Genomic DNA, 1,373 nt, shown 5'->3' with positions numbered 1-1,373 from the left:
GTCACGGGAGCCTCCGGAGGGGTGGGCGAGGGCACGACGAGGGGCGGCGCCGCGCGAGGCGGTCCGCAGGGAGGGGAGCGAGGGAGCGGCGGGTCAGGCGGGCAGGTCGACGACGACCCGGCAGCCCCCGCCGGGCGGCGGGTCGCCGACCGCCACGGAGCCGCCGTGCAGGTCGACCACCCAGCGGACGATGGCCAGGCCCAGGCCGCTGCCGCCGGCCGCGGCCGAGCGGGCGGTGTCGGTGCGCGCGAAGCGGGCGAACACGCGCTCGCGGTCGGCCGGCGCGATGCCCGGCCCGCGGTCGCGCACCTCGAGGCGCACCCCGGACGCCGTCCGGCGCGCGGACAGGTGCACCGGCGCTCCCGGCGGGCTGTGCCGGGTGGCGTTGTCGAGCAGGTTGGCCAGCACCTGCGCCAGCCGCTCGGGGTCGGCGCTGACCACGAGCCCCGCCTCGGCGTCCACCACCACCGGCACGTCCCGGCCGACGGAGCGCGCCTCCGCGGCCGCCGCGGCGAGCAGCTCGGGCAGGTCCACGCGGGCCCGGTGCAGCGGCACCTCGCCGGCCTCGAGCCGGGAGAGGTCGAGCAGCTGGGCGACCAGGCGGCTCAGCCGCTCGGTCTGGCCCAGCGCGGTCGCCAGCGCGGCGGGGTCGGGCCGGGTGACGCCGTCGGCGAGGTTCTCCAGCAGCGCCCGCAGCGCGGTCAGCGGCGTGCGCAGCTCGTGGCTGACGTCGGCGACGAGGCGGCGGCGCTGGGCGTCGACCTCGCCCAGGTCGGCGGCCATCGCGTTGAAGGCGCTCGCCAGCTCGCCCACCTCGTCGCGGGTGCGCACGGCGACGCGGACGCCGTGGTCGCCGCGCGCCATCCGCGAGGCCGCCGCGGCCATCTCGCGCAGGGGCGCGGTCATGCCGCGGGCCAGCACCTGGACGACGGCGAGGGCCAGGACGACGGCCAGCAGCAGCGCCCAGCGCACCCGGAACCCGGACTGCAGGCCCGCCGCTCCGGCGGCCAGCCCGCTGCCGGTGGCCACGACCACGACCAGCCCCAGCTTCGCCTTGATCGACCGGACCCGCGCCAGCAGGCCGCCGCCCGTCGCCAGGGCGGCGCCGCTCGCCCCCGTCACGCCGGGCCGCCGGCGTACCCGACGCCGTGCACGGTGCGCACGACGTCGTCGCCGAGCTTGCGGCGCACGGCCGCCACGTGGGTGTCGACGGTGCGGGTCGTGCTGCCGGCGTCGCGCCAGCCCCAGACGTCCGCCAGCAGCTGCTCGCGGCTGAGGACGGCGCCGGGCCGGTCGGCGAGGCGGGCCAGGAGGTCGAACTCGGTCGGGGTCAGGTGCACCTCCTGCCCGTCGCGGTGCACCCGCCGGCCCGC

The 1,373-nt window shown here is 79.8% G+C and carries 2 protein-coding genes; both read right to left on the bottom strand.

All coding sequences use genetic code 11. The features are described from left to right. Nucleotides 1-93 precede the first annotated feature (93 nt). The gene (locus tag AC5FZL_RS16725; protein ID WP_493619998.1) at nucleotides 94-1,122 is read right to left on the bottom strand and encodes a sensor histidine kinase; all 1,029 of its coding nucleotides are present in this window, start codon (nucleotides 1,120-1,122) and stop codon (nucleotides 94-96) included. Beyond that, nucleotides 1,119-1,373, bottom strand: a 255-nt coding sequence (locus AC5FZL_RS16720; RefSeq protein ID WP_493619997.1) for a winged helix-turn-helix domain-containing protein, incomplete at its 5' end; no start/stop codon positions are given. The genes AC5FZL_RS16725 and AC5FZL_RS16720, both read right to left, overlap by 4 nt.

It is taken from the genome of Quadrisphaera sp. DVD1 (genome assembly GCF_058932755.1).
This window is presented reverse-complemented; position numbering and strand designations above follow the sequence as displayed.